General features: G+C 71.7%; 12 protein-coding genes. 7 read left to right on the top strand and 5 right to left on the bottom strand.

Features of this window, described 5'->3' with window-relative positions:
* Nucleotides 1–10: 10 nt before the first annotated feature.
* Nucleotides 11–1,471 carry an MFS transporter gene (locus tag OG435_RS16075; protein ID WP_266877535.1) on the bottom strand — a complete coding sequence of 487 codons (1,461 nt, stop codon included), beginning with the start codon at nucleotides 1,469–1,471 and terminating at the stop codon, nucleotides 11–13.
* A gap of 64 nt (nucleotides 1,472–1,535) precedes the next feature.
* On the opposite strand from OG435_RS16075, the gene dusB reads away from it, so the two are divergent.
* The 3 genes from dusB (at nucleotide 1,536) to OG435_RS16060 (ending at nucleotide 7,305) form a co-directional block, all read left to right on the top strand.
* Nucleotides 1,536–2,678, top strand: a complete 1,143-nt coding sequence (dusB, locus tag OG435_RS16070) for a tRNA dihydrouridine synthase DusB (protein WP_254382970.1) — start codon at nucleotides 1,536–1,538, stop codon at nucleotides 2,676–2,678.
* Nucleotides 2,679–3,053: 375 nt separating this feature from the next.
* Nucleotides 3,054–5,762: a pyruvate, phosphate dikinase gene (ppdK, locus tag OG435_RS16065; protein WP_266877534.1), complete on the top strand. Its 2,709-nt coding sequence runs from the start codon at nucleotides 3,054–3,056 to the stop codon at nucleotides 5,760–5,762.
* 457 nt (nucleotides 5,763–6,219) lie between these two features.
* On the top strand, nucleotides 6,220–7,305 hold the full coding sequence (locus OG435_RS16060; protein WP_266877533.1) for a helix-turn-helix domain-containing protein: 1,086 nt from the start codon (nucleotides 6,220–6,222) through the stop codon (nucleotides 7,303–7,305).
* Between the two features lie 53 nt (nucleotides 7,306–7,358).
* Here OG435_RS16060 and OG435_RS16055 read toward each other — a convergent pair whose 3' ends face one another.
* Nucleotides 7,359–8,519, bottom strand: coding sequence for an alkaline phosphatase PhoX (locus OG435_RS16055; protein ID WP_266877532.1), 1,161 nt, complete (start codon nucleotides 8,517–8,519; stop codon nucleotides 7,359–7,361).
* Nucleotides 8,520–8,784: 265 nt separating this feature from the next.
* Here OG435_RS16055 and OG435_RS16050 point away from each other — a divergent pair, with 265 nt between their 5' ends.
* Nucleotides 8,785–9,291: a group III truncated hemoglobin gene (locus OG435_RS16050; RefSeq protein WP_266877531.1), complete on the top strand. Its 507-nt coding sequence runs from the start codon at nucleotides 8,785–8,787 to the stop codon at nucleotides 9,289–9,291.
* A 113-nt stretch (nucleotides 9,292–9,404) separates the two neighbouring features.
* The gene (locus tag OG435_RS16045; protein ID WP_266877530.1) at nucleotides 9,405–9,812 is read left to right on the top strand and encodes a VOC family protein; all 408 of its coding nucleotides are present in this window, start codon (nucleotides 9,405–9,407) and stop codon (nucleotides 9,810–9,812) included.
* Here the strand turns inward: OG435_RS16045 and nirD are convergent, their stop codons facing one another.
* From nirD to OG435_RS16030, 3 genes are read right to left on the bottom strand one after another with little or no spacing between them, the layout of a single operon-like run.
* Nucleotides 9,813–10,154 carry a nitrite reductase small subunit NirD gene (nirD, locus tag OG435_RS16040; RefSeq protein ID WP_266877529.1) on the bottom strand — a complete coding sequence of 114 codons (342 nt, stop codon included), beginning with the start codon at nucleotides 10,152–10,154 and terminating at the stop codon, nucleotides 9,813–9,815.
* On the bottom strand, nucleotides 10,151–12,724 hold the full coding sequence (gene nirB / locus OG435_RS16035) for a nitrite reductase large subunit NirB (protein WP_323187831.1): 2,574 nt from the start codon (nucleotides 12,722–12,724) through the stop codon (nucleotides 10,151–10,153). Before nirB ends, nirD begins: the two co-directional genes overlap by 4 nt.
* 2 nt (nucleotides 12,725–12,726) lie before the next feature.
* Complete coding sequence (locus OG435_RS16030; RefSeq protein ID WP_266877528.1) at nucleotides 12,727–14,232, bottom strand: NAD(P)/FAD-dependent oxidoreductase; 1,506 nt, start codon at nucleotides 14,230–14,232, stop codon at nucleotides 12,727–12,729.
* Between the two features lie 167 nt (nucleotides 14,233–14,399).
* Here OG435_RS16030 and OG435_RS16025 point away from each other — a divergent pair, with 167 nt between their 5' ends.
* Both OG435_RS16025 and OG435_RS16020 read left to right on the top strand, forming a co-directional pair.
* Nucleotides 14,400–15,701 (top strand): ferredoxin reductase family protein, encoded by a 1,302-nt coding sequence (locus OG435_RS16025; protein ID WP_266877527.1) that lies wholly within the window; start codon nucleotides 14,400–14,402, stop codon nucleotides 15,699–15,701.
* 623 nt (nucleotides 15,702–16,324) lie between these two features.
* Nucleotides 16,325–17,101 carry a sulfite exporter TauE/SafE family protein gene (locus OG435_RS16020; RefSeq protein WP_266877526.1) on the top strand — a complete coding sequence of 259 codons (777 nt, stop codon included), beginning with the start codon at nucleotides 16,325–16,327 and terminating at the stop codon, nucleotides 17,099–17,101.
* Nucleotides 17,102–17,133 lie beyond the last annotated feature (32 nt).

Below are 17,133 nucleotides of genomic sequence, written 5' to 3'. Positions count from 1 at the left end.
CCGCCCCGCCTCAGCGCCGCGGTGCGGAGCCCGTACGCGCGGGGTCGGACTGCGGCTCCAGGGCGCGGGCCGTGCGCAGGGCCGTCTCCCGGGCCCAGCCGCCGCTGGTGGCGAAGCCCACGCACAGGACGAGCAGTCCGCACACCGTGATGATCCACCAGGCGGGCCGGGCCGCGGACACGAACGCGGCGGCGGAGCCGGATCCGCCGGCCATCCCCGCGGCCAGGACCGCGCCCACGATCGCCACGCCCAGCGCCCCGCCGGTCTGCCGGCTGGTGGAGGCCACCGCCGCGGCCACGCCGGCCTGGGCGCGCGGCATCCCGGAGACCGCGGTGTTGGTGATCGGCGCGTTCACCAGGCCGAACCCGATGCCGAAGAGCACGTACCCGCAGAACAGCATCGGCGTCGAGCTCTCGGCCGAGAAGGCGGCGAACAGCAGCCCGCTCGCCCCCATCGTCACGCCCGCGACCAGCAGCGGCAGCCGCGGTCCCCGGGTGGCGACGAGCCGTCCCGACACGGGGGCGCAGAGGAAGGCGAAGACCGCCATCGGCAGCATGTACAGGCCGGCGTCCAGGGCGTCGAGGCCCCGTACGTCCTGAAGGTAGAGGGTGTTCAGGAACAGGAACCCGGACAGCGCGGCGAAGGCGCTGACCGCGATCACCGTGGCCCCGCTGAAGGGGGCGCTGCGGAAGAACCGCGGGTCGATCAGGGGCTCCGCGCGCCGTGACTCGTAGGCCAGCAGCCCGGCCAGGGACAGGACCGCGACGCACGCGCAGCCCAGGATCAGCGGGGAGCCCAGTCCGGCGGAGGGGGCTTCGATGATCCCGAAGGTGACCGAGCCGAGCAGCCCCATGACCAGCAGCTGCCCCACCGGGTCCGGGCGGCGCGGATGGTCGGCCCGGGACTCCGGGATGTAGCGCAGGGTCAGTACGAGGGCGAGGAGGCCGACGGGGAGGTTGATCCAGAAGATGGACCGCCAGCCGACCGAGTCCACGAGCAGGCCGCCGATCAGCGGGCCCGCGGCCATGGAGATGCCGACGACGGCGCCCCAGACGCCGATGGCGCGGGCGCGCTCGCGCGGTTCGGTGAAGGTGTTGGTGATGATCGACATGGCGACCGGATTGAGCATCGAGCCGCCGACGGCCTGGATCATCCGGAAGGCGATCAGCCAGCCGAGGCTGGGCGCGAGCGAGCAGAGCACCGAGCCGGCGGTGAAGAGCACGACACCGGCGGTGAAGACCTTGCGGCGGCCGATGCGGTCCGCGGTGGAGCCGGCCAGCATCAGGAGCGAGGCCAGGACCAGGGTGTACGCGTCGATCGTCCACTGCATTCCGGCCACGGAGGCGTGCAGATCGCGGCGCATGGAGGGGAGGGCGACGTTCAGGACGGTGTTGTCCAGGCTGACGATGAGCAGGCTCATGCAGCAGATCGTCAGGATCAGCAGGCGCCGCCGCTGGGTCAGCTCGTCCATAGGGCCGATAGTACGCCTAACTAACGACATGCGATCAACGGCACGGCTGAGCCACAATGGGGGGATGACCACGCTCCCCCCGCCTCTCGCGATCGGCCCGCACACCGTGCAGCCCCCGGTGGTGCTCGCGCCGATGGCCGGCATCACCAATGCCCCCTTCCGTACGCTGTGCCGCGAGTTCTCGGGCGGCAAGGGGCTGTTCGTGAGCGAGATGATCACGACCCGGGCCCTGGTCGAGCGCAACGAGAAGACCATGCAGCTGATCCACTTCGACGAGACCGAGAAGCCCCGCTCGATCCAGCTGTACGGAGTCGACCCCGCGACGGTCGGCAAGGCGGTCCGCATGATCGTCGAAGAGGACCGCGCCGACCACATCGACCTCAACTTCGGCTGCCCGGTGCCCAAGGTCACCCGCAAGGGCGGCGGCTCGGCCCTCCCGTACAAGCGCAACCTGCTGCGCGCGATCCTGCGCGAGGCCGTCGCGGGCGCCGGCGACCTGCCGGTGACGATGAAGATGCGCAAGGGCATCAACGACGACCACCTCACCTACCTCGACGCCGGCCGGATCGCCGTCGAGGAGGGCGTCACCGCCATAGCCCTGCACGGCCGCACCACCGCCCAGCACTACGGCGGCACCGCCGACTGGGAGGCCATCGCACGGCTCAAGGAGCACGTGCCGGAGATCCCGGTGCTCGGCAACGGAGACATCTGGTGCGCCGAGGACGCGCTGCGGATGGTCCGCGAGACCGGCTGCGACGGCGTGGTCGTGGGACGCGGCTGCCTGGGGCGCCCGTGGCTCTTCAACGACCTGGTCGCGGCCTTCGAGGGGCGCCCGGAGGACTTCCACAAGCCGACGCTGCGCGAGGTCGCGCGCACGATGCTGCGCCACGCCGAGCTGCTCGGGGAGTGGATCGGCGACGAGGCGCGCGGGGTGATCGACTTCCGTAAGCACGTGGCCTGGTACACCAAGGGCTTCTCGGTGGGCTCGGAGATGCGGCAGAAGCTCGCCGTGACCTCCTCCCTGGCCGAGCTGGACGCTCATCTGAGCGAGCTGGACCTGGATCAGCCCTGGCCCGACAGCGCCGACGGCCCGAGGGGCCGTACGTCCGGAAACAACCGGGTTGTCCTGCCCGAGGGCTGGCTGAACGATCCGTACGACTGCGCGGGTGTGAGCGAGGACGCCGAACTGGACACGTCCGGAGGCTGAGAAACGCGTGGCAAAACGTGCCACTTGTGACGTGACATACACCACGCATGGGTGAGGTTTCGCTCAGATGAGCGCAATGGTCACGGGTAAGACTTTCAAAGGGTGGCACTGGGTGCCACCCTTTGTTCGTTCAACTCTTGAACGCAAATGTATCGATGATCGCTCATCGGAGCGGAAACAAGCCTCAGTGAGCACCTCATCCTTCGGGACCTGAAGGGTCTTCGTAGGTTTTGGCTACTCATCAGTTACATTCGATTGGCTGGCACCCAGGTGGTTACGGCCACATGACCGCCAAGTGGACGTACCCATAAGCCTTCGATCTGGGTATGTTCCTGGCCGTCAGGGCAGCCACCGAGCCTCGAGGAGTCGAGACCCGTGTCGGAAAACAAAGATCAGAAGTTCGTCTACGACTTCACGGAGGGCAACCGCGACCTCAAGGACCTTCTCGGTGGCAAGGGTGCCAACCTCGCCGAGATGACCAACCTGGGTCTGCCGGTCCCTCCCGGCTTCACCATCACCACCGAGGCCTGCAAGGTCTACCTCGACAGCGGCGAGGCCCCGGCCGAGCTGCGCGAAGAGGTCAGCGCGCACCTCGCCGCCCTCGAGGCGAAGATGGGCAAGAAGCTCGGACAGTCGGACGACCCGCTCCTGGTCTCCGTGCGTTCCGGCGCCAAGTTCTCGATGCCGGGCATGATGGACACGGTCCTCAACATCGGCCTCTCCGACGAGTCCGTCACCGGCCTCGCCACCCAGGCCGGCAACGAGCGCTTCGCGTGGGACTCGTACCGCCGCCTGATCCAGATGTTCGGCAAGACCGTCCTGGACGTGGACGGCGAGCTGTTCGAGGAAGCCCTCGACGAGGCCAAGGCCGCCAAGAAGGTCACCGTCGACACCGACCTCGACGCCGCCGACCTCAAGAAGCTGGTCACCCGCTTCAAGAAGATCGTCGCCAAGCAGGCCGGCCGCGAGTTCCCGCAGGACGCCCGCGAGCAGCTCGACCTCGCCGTCGAAGCGGTCTTCAACTCCTGGAACACCGACCGCGCCAAGCTCTACCGCCGCCAGGAGCGCATCCCGAGCGACCTGGGCACCGCGGTCAACATCTGCTCCATGGTCTTCGGCAACCTCGGCCCCGACTCGGGCACCGGCGTCGCCTTCACCCGCGACCCGGCCACCGGCCACGCGGGCGTCTACGGCGACTACCTGCAGAACGCCCAGGGCGAGGACGTGGTCGCGGGCATCCGCAACACCGTGCCGCTCGCGGACCTGGAGACCATCGACAAGGTCTCGTACGACCAGCTCATGACGATCATGACGACGCTGGAGAACCACTACAAGGATCTCTGCGACATCGAGTTCACCATCGAGCGCGGCCAGCTGTGGATGCTCCAGACCCGCGTCGGCAAGCGCACCGCCGGCGCCGCGTTCCGCATCGCCACCCAGCTCGTCGACCAGGGCCTCATCGACGAGGCCGAGGCCCTCCAGCGCGTCAACGGCGCCCAGCTCGCGCAGCTGATGTTCCCGCGCTTCGACGAGGGCGCCAAGACCACGCTGCTGGGCCGCGGCATCGCCGCCTCCCCGGGCGCGGCCGTCGGCAAGGCGGTCTTCGACTCCTACACGGCCGTCAAGTGGTCGCGGTCCGGCGAGAAGGTCATCCTGATCCGCCGCGAGACCAACCCGGACGACCTCGACGGCATGATCGCCTCCGAGGGCATCCTGACCTCGCGCGGCGGCAAGACCTCGCACGCCGCCGTCGTCGCCCGCGGCATGGGCAAGACCTGTGTCTGCGGCGCCGAGGACCTCGAGGTCGACACCAAGCGCCGCCGCATGACGGTCGGCGGAACGGTCGTCGAGGAGGGTGACGTCGTCTCCATCGACGGCTCCACCGGCAAGGTCTACCTCGGTGAGGTACCCGTCGTACCGTCCCCGGTCGTCGAGTACTTCGAGGGCCGCATGCACGCCGGTGCGGACGACGCCGACGAGCTCGTCGCCGCCGTGCACCGGATCATGGCCTACGCCGACCGCGTACGCCGCCTGCGCGTGCGGGCCAACGCCGACAACGCCGAGGACGCGCTGCGCGCCCGCCGCTTCGGCGCCCAGGGCATCGGCCTGTGCCGCACCGAGCACATGTTCCTCGGCGAGCGCCGCGAACTGGTGGAGCGACTGATCCTCGCGGACACCGACGACGAGCGCGAGGAGGCACTCAGTGCCCTCCTGCCGCTCCAGAAGAAGGACTTCGTCGAGCTGTTCGAGGCGATGGACGGGCTGCCCGTCACCGTCCGCCTGCTCGACCCGCCGCTGCACGAGTTCCTGCCCGACATCACCGAGCTGTCGGTGCGCGTCGCCCTCGCCGAGTCCCGCAAGGACGCCAACGAGAACGACCTGCGCCTGCTCCAGGCCGTGCACAAGCTGCACGAGCAGAACCCGATGCTGGGTCTGCGCGGCGTCCGCCTCGGCCTGGTCATCCCCGGCCTGTTCAAGATGCAGGTCCGGGCGATCGCCGAGGCCGCGGCCGAGCGCAAGAACGCCAAGGGCGACCCGCGCGCCGAGATCATGGTCCCGCTCGTGGGCACCGTCCAGGAGCTGGAGATCGTCCGCGAGGAGGCCGACGCGGTCATCGCCGAGGTCGAGGCCGCCACCGGCACCGACCTCAAGCTGACCATCGGCACCATGATCGAGCTGCCCCGCGCCGCCCTCACCGCGGGCCAGATCGCCGAGGCCGCGCAGTTCTTCTCCTTCGGCACGAACGACCTGACCCAGACCGTGTGGGGCTTCTCCCGCGACGATGTCGAGGCCAGCTTCTTCACCGCCTACCTGGAGAAGGGCATCTTCGGGGTCTCGCCCTTCGAGACCATCGACCGCGACGGCGTCGGCACGCTGGTCCGCAGCGCCGTGGAGGCCGGCCGGGCCACCCGCCCCGACCTCAAGCTCGGTGTCTGCGGAGAGCACGGCGGCGACCCCGAGTCCGTCCACTTCTTCCACGAGGTCGGCCTGGACTACGTCTCCTGCTCGCCGTTCCGGATTCCGGTCGCGCGCCTGGAGGCGGGCCGCGCCGCCGCCGAGGCGAAGGGCAGCGACAGCCGCTGACCGCCGCCGCCCGGCCCTGACGCCGGGGCCCCCTTGACCGCGCCTGCCCCCGGGTTCCCTGACGTCCGGTGGCAGGCGCGTCTATTTCCCCGGCCTTCTCCGCCGTTCTCCGCCGTACCCGAGCGTTCTCCCGGGCCAGTATTGGTTCAATGTTGTTCCAGATGCCTTAACGGCAACAGGCGGTGGACGGATCCCCACCCGTCCACCGCCTGCCGCCAATCCGCCGGACACGTCGGCGCTTCCCGGTGCGACCGACCGCCAGGCCCCGCAAAGCCCCCCACGGCCTTCGCGGAGCGTTTCGGTCGCGCCGGAGTGTGCCCGGCGGAGTACAGGATTTCGGTTGTCACACCTTCGCCGAAAGGGGTTTCAACTGTGGCTGAAAGGCCATGGTGACCACGTGTGACGGCGTGCATACTCAAGGGGCGGGGGGATTGCGGTTGCACAGGTGGGGGTTCGGGTGCTGCGTATCCATTTCACTGGAGTGGACCTCGCACGCGTAAGGATGGCAGGGCGTCCGGATGCGTTGTGGGAAACCATCTTGAGTTTTCACCGCTTAAGGGACCGGCGGGATACCCGGCTCTTCGGCGATTGGCGTGCGGAAACGCGCACCAGGTTGAATGGTGAAACACGACTTCTCGGTGCGCTGATACCGAGCCGCGGGTATTTCCCCGATTTCCTGACCCCCACGGAGGGGCAGTACGGGTGGGACGTGGGCCTCGACGCGCTGCGCGGGATCCGCCCCGAGCGGCTGCGCCGCGAACTCGTCCTGCTCGGGCGGGGCGTGGAGGCCGGCTCCGGCATGGCAGCGGCCTTCGGGATGCCGGCGGCGGCCGACGGGGGCGCGTACCGGGGCTCCGAGAGCCCGGTCCCCAGGCGGCTGCGGGACTTCATGGAGGGGGACACCGCGCACCTGCCCCGGCTGCTGGGGGAGCTGCGCGGGTACCACCGGGCGGCCGTGGAGCCGTACTGGAGCCACATCCAGGCGCAGATCGAGGCCGAGCGGGCCGCGCGGGGTCGGGCGCTGCTCGACGGGGGAGCGGACGAGCTGCTGGCCTCGCTGCCGCCGATGCTGCGCTGGCGGGCGCCGGTGCTGGAGTGCGACTACCCCGTGGACCGGGACGTACGGCTACGGGGGCGCGGGCTGCTGCTCCAGCCCTCCTTCTTCTGCCGGCGCACGGCGGTGACCCTGCACGATCCGGAGCTGGCGCCCGTACTGGTGTATCCGGCGGCGGCCGAACTCTCCTCGGCGCAGGCCGGCGGCGAGGCGGCCCGCCCGGCGGAGGAGCGGCGCCGGCACCGCCAGCACACCCTGGGCAAGCTCGTCGGGCACACCCGGTCGGTGGTGCTCCAGGCGATCGGTGACGGGGCCACCACGAGCGAGCTGGCGCGCCGGGCCGGGGTGTCGCTGGCCTCCGCGAGCCAGCACGCCGGGGTGATGCGGGAGGCCGGGCTGGTCACCACGCTGCGGCGCGGCAACGCCGTGCTGCACACGGTGACGCCCCTGGGCGCCGCGCTGCTCAAGGGCGGGTCCGTGGTGTCGTGACGCGCCGCACCCCGGCGGGTTCGTGACCCGTCGGGGTGCGGTCGGTGGGCCGGTCAGGTGCGGAAGGGGCCCGTGACCTCGTACGTGATGCCGCCCGAGGAGCTGCCGCTCGTACCGCGCTGGCTGCTGAAGTAGAGGCGGTTGCCGGCGGGGGAGAAGGCCGGGCCGGTGATCTCCGAGGAGGACTGGCCGGTGACCCGCAGGAAGGGGGCGACCACGTCGTCCGGGGTGATCACGCAGATCTCCAGGTTGCCGCCGTCCTCGGCGACGTACAGGTCGCCGTACGAGGAGCCCGTGACGTTGTCCACGCCCGTCAGGGGGGCGTTGCCGCCGGGGACCAGGGAGTCGTCGTAGGCCAGCTCGTAGGTGCTGTTCGCGAGGTTGAGCTGCCAGACCCGGTTGTCGCCCTTGGTCGTGAACCACACGGTGTCGTTGGCGTAGTGGCAGCCCTCGCCGCCGTTGAACTTCTTCGAGCCCGAGACCTGGGTGCGCGTGGAGGTCGGCGAGCCGTCCGGGTCGGGGACGTTGGCCCAGGTGAAGGAGCCGGAGGTGGCGGTGCCGGCCTTGAGGACCTGCAGGGTGCCGGAGGAGAGGTTGCCCCAGGCGGTGGGGATGAAGCGGTAGAAGCAGCCGCTGGTCTCGTCCTCGGTCAGGTAGATGACCTTGCGCACCGGGTCGGCGGCCGCCGCCTCGTGCTTGAAGCGGCCCATCGCGGGGCGCTGCACGGAGGCGTTCACCCCGTAGGGGTCGGTCTCGTAGACGAAGCCGCGGTCGACCTCCTCGCAGGACAGCCAGGTGTTCCACGGGGTCTTGCCGCCCGCGCAGTTCTGCCGGGTGCCGGAGAGGATCCGGTAGGCGCCAGTGACGGTGCCGGAGGAGTTGAACTTGACCGCGCTCGCGCCGCCGGAGGGGTTGATCTCCGAGTTCGACACGTAGATCCAGCCCGTGCCGTCGGCGAAACAGGCGCCGCCGTCGGGGGCGCTGTGCCAGGTGTACGAGGTGCCGGTGACCGTCTGGCCGGAGCGCGCTATCACCCGGCTGCTGAAGCCGGCGGGCAGCATGATGCCGTTGGCGTCGGCGGCACCGAGCGCCCCGTAGGGTCCGGCGCCGGGCTGGGCGGGGGCCGCGTAGGCCGCGCCGTGCATCAGCGTGCCGCCGAAGGCTGCGGCGGAGGAGCCGATGACGGCCCCGCGAAGGAAGGTACGACGTTCCACGGTCACTCCTGTGGAGGAGGGGCTCCGCACCCGGTCGGGCGGGAGTCACGCACGCGTCGAGGAACCTAGGAGCGTGGAGTTGACGCGACATCAATTCCACATGACGCGGGAGCGACCGGCACGAGGTCAATCCGCCCGCAGGGATTTCCTGAAATCCCGGAGGCGTGGAAGCGGTATCGCGGCAGTACCGCGAAGCAGTGCGGGACGGCGTAATGCGGGACTTTCTGCCCTGGGGAGGGAGCGGGTGCGGGAGGATGGTGGAGTGATGACCCCCCATGCCGCTGCCGACGTCACCGACATCGCTCACATCACCGATCTCACCGACATAACCGACATCGCCGGCCGCGCCGACCTCGACGTCGTCCTGCGCCGCTTCTACACGGCGGCCTTCGCCGATCCGCGGATCGGGCCCTTCTTCACCGAGATCGCCGGTACCGACCTCGACGTGCACCTGCCCCGGATCACGGACTTCTGGGAGCGGGCCCTCTTCCGCAGCGCCGAGTACCGGCGCAACGCCTTCGCCCCGCACGCGGCCCTCCAGTCGGCCCGCGCGATGACCGCCGAGGACTTCGGCCGCTGGGTGCAGCTGTGGCGGGCCACGATCGACGGACTGCACCGGGGGCCGAACGCGGAGCGGGCCAAGGCCCACGGCGAGCGGATCGCGCTGACCCTGCACAAGCGGCTGGCCGGCGCCGAAGCCTCGACGGAGAGCGCCGACGGGCTGGGCTTCGTACCGCTGGCGGCCCTGGAGCTGCGCTCGACCAGGTTCTGACCTGCGGGTTCGGAGATTCTTGGAAAAGTTTCGCGGGGAGCGATGAGTTTCCCGGAGGGCTCCGGTCTACCTCTCGAAAGCGACGCGAACGCACCGAGAGAAGAGAGACCGCGATGTCCTCCACCATGATCTTCGTCAACCTGCCGGTCAAGGACCTGGAGGCCACCAAGACCTTCTGGAGCAAGCTCGGTTACAGCTACAACGCCCAGTTCACCGACGAGAACTGCGCCTCGATGCCCATCACCGACTCGATCGTCGCCATGTTCCTGACCGAGGCCCGGTACAAGGACTTCACGCACAAGGCCGTCGCGGACGCCACCAAGACTTCCGAGGTGCTGCTGTGTCTGAGCGCCGAGAGCCGCACCGCCGTGGACGAGCTCGTCGACGGGGCCCTGGCGGCCGGCGCCACCGAGCCCCGTCCCGCCCAGGACCACGGGGTCATGTACGGCCGGGCCTTCGACGACCTCGACGGCCACACCTGGGAGATCATGTGGATGGACCCGGCGATGATCCAGGGCTGATCAGGCGCCCACCGAGGTCGCGGCGGTCCGTACCGGGTACGTCCGGACCGTCACCTCCTCGTCGTCCAGGCAGTGCCCCGACTCCAGGTCGAAGCGCTGCTTGAGCAGCGGCGAGGCCACGAAGGCCCGCCCGGCCGCCGAGCCGACCAGCCCGCGCGCGAGCACCTGCGCCCCGGTGAAGGGGTCCCGGTTGCCGATGGCGTACGGGCGTCCCGCGCGGTCGACGAACACGGCGGCCTGGCTCCCATCGGGCAGCAGGGCCGCCACTCCGCGCCCGGGGATCAGCGCCGACAGCTCGCAGACGGTGAGCCATCCCTCCGCCACCTGAAGTTCCACGGTCATCGGGTGCCTCCCAGGGGCTCCAGGGTCAGGACGGTCAGGTCGGGCTTGACCTGGCCGCGTTCGGGGACGAACTTCACGCTCGGGTCGGGTGCGCCCGGCGCGTTGACGAAGGACACGAACCGGCGCAGCCGCTCCGGGTCGTCCAGGGTCTCGGCCCATTCGTCGCGGTAGTGCGCCACGTGGTCGGCCATCAGCGACTCCAGCTCCGCGCACAGCCCGAGGGAGTCGCGCACGATCACGTCCCGCAGGTGGTCGAGGCCGCCCTCCAGCCGGTCCAGCCAGGTGGAGGTCCGCTCCAGCCGGTCGGCGGTGCGGATGTAGAACATCAGGAACCGGTCGATGAGCCGGACCAGTTCGGCGTCGGACAGGTCCTGGGCGAGCAGGTCGGCGTGGCGCGGGGTGGCCCCGCCGTTGCCGCCGACGTAGAGGTTCCAGCCGCTCGCCGTCGCGATGATCCCGAAGTCCTTGCTCTGCGCCTCCGCGCACTCGCGGGCGCAGCCGGAGACCGCCGACTTGAGCTTGTGCGGGGCGCGCAGGCCCCGGTAGCGCAGCTCCAGGTCGATGGCCATCCGTACGGAGTCCTGGACCCCGTAGCGGCACCAGGTCTGGCCCACGCAGGACTTCACCGTCCGCAGGGCCTTGCCGTACGCGTGCCCGGACTCGAAACCGGCCTCGACGAGCCGGGCCCAGATGAGGGGGAGCTGGTCGATGGCGGCGCCGAAGAGGTCGATGCGCTGCCCGCCGGTGATCTTCGTGTAGAGCCCGAAGTCGCGGGCCACCTCGCCGATCACGATGAGCTTGTCGGGGGTGATCTCACCGCCGGGGATGCGCGGGACCACCGAGTACGAGCCGTTGCGCTGCAGGTTGGCGAGGAAGTGGTCGTTGGTGTCCTGGAGGGCGGCCTGCTCCCCGTCCAGGACGTAGCCGCTCGCGCCGAGAGTGGGGGCGAGCGAGGCGATGATCGAACCGACCGTGGGCTTGCAGACCTCGCAGCCCTCACCGCCGCGGGCCTCCTCGCGGCCGTGGCTGTCGAGGAGCTTCTCGTACGAGGTCACGCGCAGGGTGCGGACGATCTCGTAGAGCTCGGCGCGGGTGTAGGGGAAGCAGTCGCAGAGCCCCTTGTCGGCGGCGGGCGGCATGAGCTGGCCGATCACCTTGAGGCAGCTCCCGCAGCCGGTGCCCGCCTTGGTGCACTTCTTGACCTCGGGGACGGTGCTGTGGGCGGTGATCGCCTTCTTGGTGACGTTGTGGCAGGAGCAGATCACCGCGCCGTCCGGGAGCGAGGCCGGGCCGAGTGCGACGGGTGCGCCGGCCCCGGCGGGCAGCACCAGCTGCTCGGGGGTGACGGGCGGTACGGAGCCGGTGAGCGGGCGGAGCAGACCGTAGGAGTCGGCGTCGCCGACCAGGACGCCGCCGAGCAGGACGCCTTCGGCGGAGACGACCACCTTCTTGTAGACGCCGGAGCGGGAGTCGGAGTAGACGACGTCGAGGCTGCCGGCGGTGGCGCCGTGGGCGTCGCCGAAGGAGGCCACGTCCACGCCGAGGAGCTTGAGCTTGGTGGAGAGGTCGGCGCCGGTGAACTCCTTCTCCCGGCCCAGCAGGTCCGCGGCGGCCGTCTCGGCCATCTCGTAGCCGGGGGCGACCAGGCCGTAGACGCGGCCGTCGCAGGCCAGCGCGCACTCGCCGATGGCGTAGACGTACGGGTCGGAGGTGCGGCAGCGGGCGTCGACGGAGATGCCGCCGCGTTCGCCGATGGCCAGGCCGCTCTCGCGGGCGAGCTGGTCGCGGGGGCGGACACCGGCCGAGAAGACGACCAGGTCGGTGTCGACGCTGGAGCCGTCGGACAGCTTCATGCCGCTGACCGAGCCGTCCGTGCCGGTGAGGACCTCCTGGGTGCCGACGCCCGTGTGGACGGTCAGTCCCATGTCCTCGATGGTGCGCAGCAGGGCCGCGCCGCCGCCCTCGTCGACCTGGACGGGCATCAGCCGGGGCGCGAACTCCACGACGCGGGTGGCGAGTCCGAGGCCCTTGAGCGCGCCGGCGGCCTCCAGCCCGAGCAGGCCGCCGCCGACCACGGCGCCCGTGGTCCGGGTCTTGGCGTACTCCTCGATCGCGAGGAGGTCCTCGATGGTGCGGTAGACGAAGCAGCCCGGGGCGTCCTTGCCGGGGACGGGCGGCACGAAGGGGTAGCTGCCGGTCGCGAGCACGAGCACGTCGTACGGGAACACCTGCCCCGAGCGGGAGGTGACGGTCCGGGCCTCGCGGTCGATGCGCTCGGCGGGGTCGTCGAGGTGCAGGGCGATCCCGTGCTCCGCCATGAAGGAGGCGGGGGTGAGGGAGAGGTCCTCGGGGGTGCTGCCGGAGAAGTACGAGGTCAGGTGCACGCGGTCGTAGGCGGGCCGCGGCTCCTCGCAGAGCACGGTGATCCGGTGCGTGGCGGTGGCGCCGAGTTCGGCGAGCGCCTCCAGGTAGCGCTGGCCGACCATGCCGTGACCGATGAGCACGAGGGCGGGGGCGTTGGCGGGGGCGGTGGCCGGGGCCTGGGCGGGATGGGGCGTGGCTGCGGCCATGATCAGGAGCCTCCGTCGTCGGTGAGCAGGTGGTGCAGGTCGGTGGGACCGTGCTGGTCGGTGAGGGGGGCGCCGTCCTCCCAGCTGCGGGCGAGGGCGCCCACGCTGGAGAGTTCGCCGAACAGGACCCCGCCGACGAGGCGGTCGCCGCGGATGACGACCTTGCGGTAGGTGCGGCGGGTGGCGTCGGCGAGCCGGACCACGTCGTCGCCGGGGAGCGGGGTGGTCTCGCCGAAGGCGGCGAGATCGAGGGGCCGGTCGCCGCCGCCGGTGAGGGTGAGGCGGGTCAGCGCGTGGGTTCCGGTGTATCCGGAGGCAGCACCGGTGGGGATCCCCTCGCCGGTTCCGAGGAGGACGCCGGCGAGGGCCTCGGCCTGTTCCAGGGCGGGGCCGGCCAGGCCGTAGACGCGGCCCGTGTGCTCGGCGCAGTCGCCGATGGCGTGGATGCGGGGGTCGCTGGTGCGGAGCCGGTCGTCGACGAGGATGCCCTTGCGGACGTCGAGGCCGGCGGCCTGGGCGAGGCCCGTGCGGGGGCGCACGCCGCAGGCGAGGACGACGAGGTCGGCGTCCAGGCGGTAGCCGTCGGCCAGCTCGACGCCGGTGACCCGGCGGGGCCCCTGGCTGGGGTTGGCTCCCGGGTGCCGGCCAGGGACGCGGGCGGGTCCGGCTTCGGGAGCGGCGGCCCTGCGGGGCGTTCCGGGCTCCGCCCGCACCCTCCCCCGGCTACCGCTGGGGGTGCCCCTTTCCTCAAACGCCGGAGGGGCTGGTTTACGGCTGGCGTCGGCCTGCACGTGCGAGCCGGTGGACTGGGCAATTCCAGCCTCGCCGGCGTTTGAGGCGCGGGGTCCGGGGCGGAGCCCCGGGAGCGGAGCTGTCGACAGGCCGCGGACTCGGCATTCCGTGTGGATTTCCACGCCCAGGCCCGAGAGGTGGATGCTCAGGAGCTCCGAGGCTTCCGCGTCGAGTTGGCGTTCCATCAGGCGCTCGCCCTGTTGGGTGAGGACCACCTGCGCGCCCCGCTCCGCCAGGGCGCGGGCCGCCGAGACGCCGAGGAGGCCGCCGCCGATCACCACCGCGCGCACGCCGGGACGTACGGCCGCCGAGAGGGCCAGGCAGTCGTCCATGGTGCGGAACGCGTGGACCCCGGCGGGGAGTTCCCGGCCCTCGGGTTCGAACAGGCCGCGCAGCGGCGGGAGGACCGGGTTCGATCCCGTGGCCAGGACGAGGGTGCCGTACCGCTCGACCGAGCCGTCGTCGCAGTGGACCACCCGCTCCGCCCGGTCGATCCGGACCGCCCGCACGCCCCGGCGCAGCGCCGGGCCGGGGGCCGGGAGGGCCGTCACCTCCGGCGCGTACCGGCCGGCCAGGACCTCCGCGAGGAGGACCCGGTTGTACGGGGCGTGCTCCTCCTCACCGAGGACGCGGACGTCCCCGCCCAGCCGGGCGGCGAGCCGCAGGCCGGCCAGGCCGCCGCCGATCACCACCACGCGTTGCTGTTCCGAGGTCATGACACGAGAGTGCGCGGCCGCTGTTTCCCCACGGCATCGCCGTTGTTACCCGGACGGAACGCCGACCTCAGCGCGCGGGTTAAGGGTCCGTGAGGCGTTCCTCAAGGCCGCCTTAAGGATCACCGGGAGGGCTCGGGAGCCCGTGGGACCGCCCGTAGCGTGGCCGTATGCGAGAGCGAGACATGGCGGTTCGGGTCAAGGGCGGGATGCTCGGCGGGGCGGGGACCGTCGCCCTGCTGTGGGCCGCCCAGGTGCGGCCCTCGGCCCGGCTCGACGCGCTGTTCGCGACCGCCGCGCACCTGTCCGGCCTGCTCGCCGGGTACGGGGTGCTCGTGCTCCTGTTCCTCATGGCCCGGGTCCCCGCCGTCGAGCACGGGGTGGGCGCGGCCCGGCTCGCCCGCTGGCACGCGCTGGGCGGCCGCCACGTCCTGCTGCTCTGTTTCGGGCACGCGGCCTTCGCGCTCTGCGGCTACGCCGTGCACCAGGGGGTCGACGTGCTCTCGGCGGTCCGGGAGCTGCTCGGCTATCCGGCCCTGGCCGCCGCGACGGCCGGGACCGCCCTCCTCGTCGCCGTCGGCGTCACCTCCGCCCGCTCCGTACGCCGCCGGGTCAGCCACGAAACCTGGCGGGGGGTCCACCTCCTGGTGTACCTCGCCGCCGCGCTCGCCTTCGGGCACCAGCTCGCCGGGCCCGACCTGGGCCCCGTCGCCTGGTTCTGGGCCCTGGCCCACGCGGGGGTCGCCGTCCTGCTGGTCTGGTACCGCGCCGTGGTCCCCGTACGCCAGGCGCTGCGGCACGCGTTGCGGGTCGCCGAGGTCCGGGTGGAGGGGCCCGGGGTCGTTTCCGTCCTCGTCTACGGGGAGCACCTCGCGGAGCTGCGCGCGGAGCCGGGGCAGTTCCTGCGCTGGCGGTTCCTCCAGCGCAGGCTGTGGCACACCGCGCTGCCGTTCTCGCTGTCGGCGCCGGTCCGCGGGAACACCCTGCGCATCACCGTGAAGGCGCTGGGGGGCCACTCGCGGCGGATCCGCCGGCTGCGTCCGGGCACGCGGGTCCTGGCCACCGGGCCCTTCGGGGCGCTCACCGCGGCGCGGCGGACCCGGACCAAGGTGCTGCTGATCGCCGGCGGGGTCGGGATCACCCCGATGCGGGCCCTGTTCGAGACCCTGCCCGGCGGGCCGGGGGACATCACCCTGCTCTACCGGGCGGGCGCCGAGGAGCAGCTGGTGCTGCGGGAGGAGCTGGAGGCCATCGCCGCCGAACGGCGGGCCGGGCTGCACTACCTGCTCGGGCCGTCGGGCGCCGCCTTCGACCCGCTGGCCCCGCAGGCGCTGGCCGCGCTGGTCCCGGAGCTGACCGAGCACGACGTGTACCTGTGCGGGCCGCCGGGGATGGCGGACGCGACGATGGCCGCGCTGGTGCGGGCCGGGGTGCCGGTGGGGCGGATCCACGCCGAGTGCTTCGGCCTCTGAGCCCGCCACTGGTTCGCTGCCGCTTCCGTGCCCAGTTCCGTTCCGCCCCCGAGGCCCCGAGAGGTCGCCGCCCCGTGCGTCACCCGTTGCACGTCACCCTGCCCGTGTCCCTGGCCGCTGCGCGGGGCTCGTCCCCTACCCGCCCTTCGCCCGTTCCCCGGGGCTCCGCCCCGGACCCCGTTTTGCGGGGCTCCGCCCCGGACCCCGTTTTGCGGGGCTCCGCCCCGGACCCCGGTCCTCAAACGCCGGACGGGCTGGATTTGGCCGCGCCCGGCCCCGGCTCCGGCCCCGGCTCCGCCCCGGACCCCGGTCTTCAGACGCCGGACGGGCTGGATTTGGCCGCGCCCGCGGCGGGTGTTCCCGTGGTGGTGGCGCGGCATCGGCGGCCGCGTAGCTCGCCGGTGCGCGTGGTGCTGGGCGTGCTGGGTTCCGTGCCGCCGGGCAGGCGGGTCGGGGTCGGGCTCGGGCTGGTCAGTGCGGTGGCCGCCAGCGTGCTGACGGTGGTGGTGGATCCGGCGGCTCCCGTGTCCCCGGACCGGGCGCCGGCCGGGCGAAGCTCAACCTTTGCGCAAGTTTCCGGGGATTGATGGTCAGTGCACCCATCCGCTCCATAGGGTCGGGCCGTGCCTGAGATATCGACAACCATGATCATCGTGCTGTGCGTGGCCGCCGCCGCGGCCGGCTGGATCGACGCCGTCGTCGGCGGGGGCGGACTGCTGCTCCTGCCCGCCCTGCTCCTCGGCCTGCCGAACGCCCACCCCGCCACCGTCCTCGGAACCAACAAGGCCGTGGCCATCGTCGGCACCTCGGGCGCGGCCGTCTCGTACCTGCGCAAGACCCCGGTGGACGTGAAGCTCGCCGTCCGCATCGGCCTGGCCGCGCTCGTCGGCTCGATGGGCGGGGCCGCCCTGGCTGGCGGCATCAGCAAGGACGCGCTGCGCCCGTTGATCATGGTGGTCCTGGTGGTCGTCGCGGCCTTCGTCCTCTTCCGGCCCGCCTTCGGCGCCGCTCCCGGGGCGGCCGCCGTCAGCCGTCGGCGCGTCCTGCTCACCATCGCCCTGGCCGGCCTCGGCATCGGCTTCTACGACGGGCTCATCGGCCCCGGCACCGGCACCTTCCTGGTTCTGGCGCTGACGGCCCTCCTCCACCTCGACCTGGTCACCGCCTCCGCCACGGCCAAGATCGTCAACGTGTGCACCAACGCCGGAGCGCTCGCCATGTTCGCCTACCAGGGCATGGTGCTGTGGCAACTGGCCGCCCTGATGGCCGTGTTCAACCTGGCGGGCGCCATGGTCGGCGCCCGGATGGCGCTGAAGAAGGGCAGCGGCTTCGTCCGCGGGGTCCTCCTGACGGTCGTCGGAGCCCTGGTGGTCAAACTCGGCCTCGAACAGTGGGGCTGACCTGCTGCGACCAGCCGCTGACCGGCCTGTCC

Source organism: Streptomyces sp. NBC_01264, from assembly GCF_026340675.1.
Lineage (GTDB): Bacteria > Actinomycetota > Actinomycetes > Streptomycetales > Streptomycetaceae > Streptomyces.
Note: the sequence above shows the minus strand (reverse complement) of the source record. Positions and strands in the feature narration are given on the sequence as shown.

What these genes read in the sequence shown, in the direction of transcription:
- OG435_RS16075 (WP_266877535.1), bottom strand. Translation starts at nt 1,471, where the DNA reads ATGGACGAGCTGACCCAGCGGCGGCGCCTGCTGATCCTGACGATCTGC.
- dusB (WP_254382970.1), top strand. Translation starts at nt 1,536, where the DNA reads ATGACCACGCTCCCCCCGCCTCTCGCGATCGGCCCGCACACCGTGCAG.
- OG435_RS16050 (WP_266877531.1), top strand. Translation starts at nt 8,785, where the DNA reads ATGACCCCCCATGCCGCTGCCGACGTCACCGACATCGCTCACATCACC.
- OG435_RS16045 (WP_266877530.1), top strand. Translation starts at nt 9,405, where the DNA reads ATGTCCTCCACCATGATCTTCGTCAACCTGCCGGTCAAGGACCTGGAG.
- nirD (WP_266877529.1), bottom strand. Translation starts at nt 10,154, where the DNA reads ATGACCGTGGAACTTCAGGTGGCGGAGGGATGGCTCACCGTCTGCGAG.
- nirB (WP_323187831.1), bottom strand. Translation starts at nt 12,724, where the DNA reads ATGGCCGCAGCCACGCCCCATCCCGCCCAGGCCCCGGCCACCGCCCCC.
- OG435_RS16030 (WP_266877528.1), bottom strand. Translation starts at nt 14,232, where the DNA reads ATGACCTCGGAACAGCAACGCGTGGTGGTGATCGGCGGCGGCCTGGCC.
- OG435_RS16025 (WP_266877527.1), top strand. Translation starts at nt 14,400, where the DNA reads ATGCGAGAGCGAGACATGGCGGTTCGGGTCAAGGGCGGGATGCTCGGC.